This window comes from Oceanicola sp. S124 (assembly GCF_000220565.1).
Lineage (GTDB): Bacteria > Pseudomonadota > Alphaproteobacteria > Rhodobacterales > Rhodobacteraceae > Pseudooceanicola.
The window spans coordinates 1-5,223 of the sequence record NZ_AFPM01000093.1 but is presented as its reverse complement, the minus strand read 5'-3'; the positions used below and the strand labels follow the sequence as shown (position 1 = coordinate 5,223).

The window sequence follows — 5,223 nt, the reverse complement described above, 5'->3', positions numbered from 1 at the left end:
GGGGCTCGAGCCCCGGCGCCCGGTCCAGGACCTGCCCGCCGGCCGAGAACAGGATCCAGGCCGCGCCCAGGTCCCGGGCCAGGTCGCGGTCGCGGGCAGCGCGGCGGCGTTCGTGGCGCAGGGTCTGCCAGGTCTCCAGCGCCGGTCCGAGATAGGGCGCCAGCGCCGAGAGCTGCACCCCGTCGATGGCTCGGAAGTCCTCGCCGCGCCGGGCCAGCAGGACCAGGGCTGTGCCCTGGCTGCGCGCGGGGCTGCGCAGGCCCCGCAGCGGCGTGACACGGTCCCGCAGGCCCGGCAGGTCGCCCTGGGCATAGACGCGGTTGGTGCGCATCCGCACCGCCTCGTCCGGGGCGGGCAGCGGGGGGCCGTGGTGCCAGCTCGTGACCGGCCCGGACGCGGGAGAGAGATGCAGCGTGGCGCTTTCGGCGCGGGTCTGGCGGGCCAGCAGGGCCAGGAAATCGGGCCAGCCCGCGGCGGACAGGCCGCTGGCGGCGGCGAAGAGGGCGTTCAGGACATCGTCTTCAAGGGCCATGGCGGATCCGTTTCGCGGCGGTGCAGGGGGCGCCGGGATGGCACCGGGCGGGGCAGGGCGGCTGTTCTGCCGGCGGGCGGTTTCGCGGGGTTCCGTTCCGCCTGTCGCGGCGATGCTGCGGCTTTTGGTCCGGAATTCATGATACCTCCCATATGGGGGGTTCGGCCAGTAGAGCAGTGCTCTAGATCTGGTGCAACTGCGAATTCACAGGACCGGCCATGACCAGCAAGACCCTGACCCACCTCCAGCGGCTTGAAGCCGAAAGCATCCATATCCTGCGCGAAGTGGCCGCCGAGGCCGAGAACCCGGTGATGCTCTATTCCGTGGGCAAGGACAGCGCCGTCATGCTGCACCTGGCCAAGAAGGCCTTCTACCCGGCGCCGCCGCCCTTCCCGCTGATGCATGTGGATACCACCTGGAAGTTCCAGGACATGTACAAGCTGCGCGACAAGGCCGCCGCCGAGGCCGGGATGGAGCTGATCGTCTACCAGAACCCCGAAGCCAGGGAGAGGGGCATCAACCCCTTCGATCATGGCTCCCTGCACACCGACATGTGGAAGACCGAAGGGCTGAAGCAGGCGCTGGACAAGCACGGCTTTGACGCGGCCTTCGGCGGCGCCCGTCGCGATGAGGAAAAATCCCGCGCCAAGGAGCGTGTCTTCTCGTTCCGCACCGCCAGCCACCGCTGGGATCCGAAGAACCAGCGCCCCGAGCTCTGGCGTCTCTACAATGCCCGCAAGGCCAAGGGCGAGAGCATGCGGGTCTTCCCGATCTCGAACTGGACCGAGCTGGACATCTGGCAGTACATCCACCTGGAAGGTATCGAGATCGTGCCGCTCTACATGGCCGAGGAACGCCCCACGGTCGAACGCGACGGCATGCTGCTGATGGTCGATGACGACCGCTTCCCGCTGCGCGAGGGCGAGACCCCCGTCATGCGTTCGATCCGCTTCCGCACCCTTGGCTGCTACCCGCTGACCGGCGCTGTCGAAAGCACCGCCAAGACCCTGCCCGAGGTCATCCAGGAAACCCTGCTGACCACCACCTCGGAACGCCAGGGCCGCGCCATCGACCACGATCAGGCGGCCTCGATGGAGAAGAAGAAGCAGGAAGGCTACTTCTGACCGCTGCGCCCCCGGCCTTTCCAGATTTCAGGTGACCCCATGACCAAAGACCAAGACCCGATCTACAAGACCGACGCGCTGATCGCCGAGGATATCGACGCCTATCTCGAGACGCACCAGCACAAGACCATGCTGCGCTTCATCACCTGCGGCTCGGTGGATGACGGCAAGTCGACGCTGATCGGCCGGCTGCTGTACGATTCCAAGATGATCTTCGAGGACCAGCTGGCGACGCTGGAAGCGGACAGCAGGAAATCCGGCACGCAGGGCGAAGGCATCGATTTTGCGCTGCTGGTCGACGGCCTGGCCGCCGAGCGCGAGCAGGGCATCACCATCGACGTGGCCTATCGCTTCTTCGCCACCGAGAAGCGCAAGTTCATCGTCGCCGACACGCCCGGCCACGAGCAATACACCCGCAACATGGTGACCGGCGCCTCGACCGCCGACCTGGCGGTGATCCTGATCGACGCGCGCAAGGGCGTGCTGACCCAGACCCGGCGCCACAGCTACCTGGTGAACCTGCTGGGCATCAGGAACGTGGTGCTGGCGGTCAACAAGATGGACCTGGTGGACTACTCCCAGGAGGTCTTCGACAAGATCGTCGCGGATTACACCGCCTTCGCCGCCTCGATCGGCATCGAGGCCTTCGTGCCGATCCCGATCTCGGGCTACATGGGCGACAATATCACCGCGCCGTCGGAAAACATGCCCTGGTACAGCGGCACCGCCCTGCTGCCGCACCTGGAAACCGTCGAGATCACCAGCACGAAAGAGCCGGCCGCGGCCCCCTTCCGCATGCCGGTGCAATGGGTGAACCGCCCCAACCTCGACTTCCGCGGCTTTGCCGGGCTGATTGCCTCGGGCGTTGTCCAGCCGGGGGATCCGGTGCGGGTGCTGCCCTCGGGCAAGACCTCGAAGGTGGCGCGGGTGGTCACCTACGAGGGCGATCGCGCCATGGCCGTGGCCGGCGAGGCGGTGACCCTGACCCTGGAAGACGAGATCGACTGCTCGCGCGGGCAGGTCATCGTGGCGGCGCAGTCGCCCCTGGAAGTGGCCGACCAGTTCGAATCGACGCTGATCTGGATGGATGAGGTCGAGATGGTGCCGGGCCGGGCCTACTGGCTGAAGATCGGCACCCAGACGGTTTCGGCCACGGTGCAGCAGCCCAAGTACGAGGTGAACGTCAACACCCAGGAACAGCTGGCCACCAAGACGCTGGACCTGAACGCCATCGGCGTGGCGAACATCACTACCGACCGCGAGATCCCCTTCGCCCCCTACGCGGAAAACCACGACCTCGGCGGCTTCATCCTGATCGACAAGATGAGCAACCAGACCGTCGCGGCGGGGATGATCAACTTCGCCCTGCGCCGTGCCCAGAACATCCACTGGCAGGCCACCGACATCACCCGCGACAACCACGCGGCGATGAAGAACCAGAAGCCGGCGGTGATCTGGCTGACCGGCCTGTCGGGCTCGGGCAAGTCGACCATCGGCAATATCGTCGAGAAGAAGCTGGCGCGGATGAACCGCCACACCTTCCTGCTGGATGGTGACAACGTGCGCCATGGGTTGAACAAGGACCTCGGCTTCACCGAGGCCGACCGGATCGAGAACATCCGCCGCGTCGGTGAGGTCGCCAAGCTGATGACCGATGCCGGGCTGATCGTGATCACCGCCTTCATCTCTCCGTTCCGCAGCGAACGCGAGATGGTGCGCCAGATGATGCAGCCGGGCGAGTTCCTCGAGGTCTTTGTCGATACCCCGCTGGAGGTGGCCGAGGCGCGCGACGTCAAGGGCCTCTATGCCAAGGCGCGCTCGGGCCAGCTGAAGAACTTCACCGGTATCGACAGCCCCTACGAGGCGCCCGATGCGCCCGAGCTGCGCATCGACACCACCGAGATGACGCCGGAAGAGGCCGCCGAGGCGATCATCGCGCGCCTGATCCCCTGATCCTGTCGCGCCGCTCCCTCTCGGGGGCGGTGCTGTCACCTGACATTCCCGAAGGAGAGAGCCTTGGACTACGAAAAGCTCGTGACCGTGATGCGCGCCCTGGCCCTGGAGGCCGGCGAGAAGATCATGGAGATCTACAACTCCGACGACTTCGAGGTGAAGACCAAGTCCGATGAAAGCCCGGTCACTGCCGCCGACGAGGCCGCCGATGCGCTGATCTCGGCCGGGCTGCGCGCGGCCTTCCCGGATGTGCTGCTGGTCACCGAAGAGCAATCGGCCTCGCACGGGCAATCGGCGCCGACCTTCCTGATCGTCGATCCGCTGGACGGCACCAAGGAGTTCATCAACCGGCGCGGCGATTTCACCGTCAATATCGCCCTGGTCGAGAACGGTGTGCCGACCCGCGGCGTGGTCTATGCCCCGGCGCGCGAGCGGATGTTCTACACCCTGGCCGATGGCAGCACGGTCGAAGAGCTGGGCCCCTTCGGCGCCGAGGCCGGCGAGGTGAAGCCGATCCGCGTCGCCGCCAGCGACAATGGCGCGCTGATGGTCGTCGCCTCGAAGAGCCACCGCGACCAGGCCACCGACGACTACATCGGCAAATACGCGGTGAAGGACATGACCAGCGCCGGCTCCTCGCTGAAGTTCTGCCTGGTGGCGACGGGCGAGGCGGATCTCTATCCGCGCCTGGGCCGGACGATGGAATGGGATACGGCGGCGGGCCATGCGGTGCTGCTCGGCGCCGGCGGCCAGGTGGTGCGCTTCGACGACCTGACCCCGCTGGCCTATGGCAAGGAGGGCTATGCCAACCCCTTCTTCATCGCCCATGCCCCGGCGGTGGAGCTGAAACAGGGCTGAGAGTAGGGCGATGACAGAAGTGAGCTTGGATCCCGTCCTTGTCACCGGGGGTGCGGGCTACATCGGCTCGCACGCCTGCAAGGCGCTGAAGGCGGCCGGATTTCTTCCGGTCACCTTCGATTCGCTGGTCACCGGCTGGCAGGATGCCGTGAAGTTCGGCCCCTTCGAGCAGGGCGACCTGCTGGACCGCGCCCGGCTGGACGCGGTCTTTGCCAGGTACCAGCCCGTCGCCGTGATGCATTTCGCCGCCCTCAGCCAGGTCGGCGAGAGCATGCAGCAGCCGGGTCTCTACTGGCACAACAACGTGCTGGGGTCGCTGAACCTGGCCGAGGCGGCGGTCGCGGCGGGCTGCATGAACTTCGTCTTCTCCTCGACCTGCGCCACCTATGGCGAGCATGACAATGTCGTGCTGGACGAGGACACGCCGCAGCATCCGATCAACGCCTACGGCGCCTCGAAACAGGCGGTGGAAGAGATCCTGAAGACCTTCGGCGAGGCCCATGGCCTGCGTCACGTGATCTTCCGCTACTTCAACGTCGCCGGTGCCGATCCCGAGGGCGAGGTGGGCGAGCATCATCGCCCCGAGACCCACCTGATCCCGATCATGCTGGAAGCCATCGACGGCCAGCGCGAGGCGCTGACGGTCTTCGGCACCGATTACGAGACCCCCGACGGCACCTGCATCCGCGATTACGTCCATGTCTGCGACCTGGTTGACGCCCATGTGCTGGGCCTGCACTGGCTGCAGGAGGGCGG

5 protein-coding genes are annotated in these 5,223 nt (G+C 66.5%); 4 read left to right on the top strand and 1 reads right to left on the bottom strand.

The window, feature by feature from the left end; genetic code table 11:
* Positions 1 to 532: hypothetical protein (locus OS124_RS0107280; RefSeq protein ID WP_010138797.1), on the bottom strand; the 532-nt coding region annotated here is incomplete at its 3' end.
* Positions 533 to 750: 218 nt separating this feature from the next.
* Between OS124_RS0107280 and cysD the strand changes: the two genes are divergently transcribed.
* The 4 genes from cysD to galE form a co-directional block, all read left to right on the top strand.
* Positions 751 to 1,656, top strand: a complete 906-nt coding sequence (gene cysD, locus OS124_RS0107275; protein ID WP_010138796.1) for a sulfate adenylyltransferase subunit CysD — start codon at positions 751 to 753, stop codon at positions 1,654 to 1,656.
* 39 nt (positions 1,657 to 1,695) lie between these two features.
* A complete protein-coding gene (gene cysN, locus OS124_RS0107270; RefSeq protein ID WP_010138795.1) occupies positions 1,696 to 3,609 on the top strand; it encodes a sulfate adenylyltransferase subunit CysN in 1,914 nt (637 codons plus the stop codon).
* 63 nt (positions 3,610 to 3,672) lie between these two features.
* A complete protein-coding gene (cysQ, locus tag OS124_RS0107265) occupies positions 3,673 to 4,467 on the top strand; it encodes a 3'(2'),5'-bisphosphate nucleotidase CysQ (protein WP_010138794.1) in 795 nt (264 codons plus the stop codon).
* Between the two features lie 25 nt (positions 4,468 to 4,492).
* Positions 4,493 to 5,223: UDP-glucose 4-epimerase GalE (galE, locus tag OS124_RS0107260; protein WP_085994632.1), on the top strand; the 731-nt coding region annotated here is incomplete at its 3' end.

Bases quoted from the DNA above. Each gene is read 5' to 3' on its own strand.
- cysD (WP_010138796.1), top strand. From the start codon at position 751: ATGACCAGCAAGACCCTGACCCACCTCCAGCGGCTTGAAGCCGAAAGC.
- cysN (WP_010138795.1), top strand. From the start codon at position 1,696: ATGACCAAAGACCAAGACCCGATCTACAAGACCGACGCGCTGATCGCC.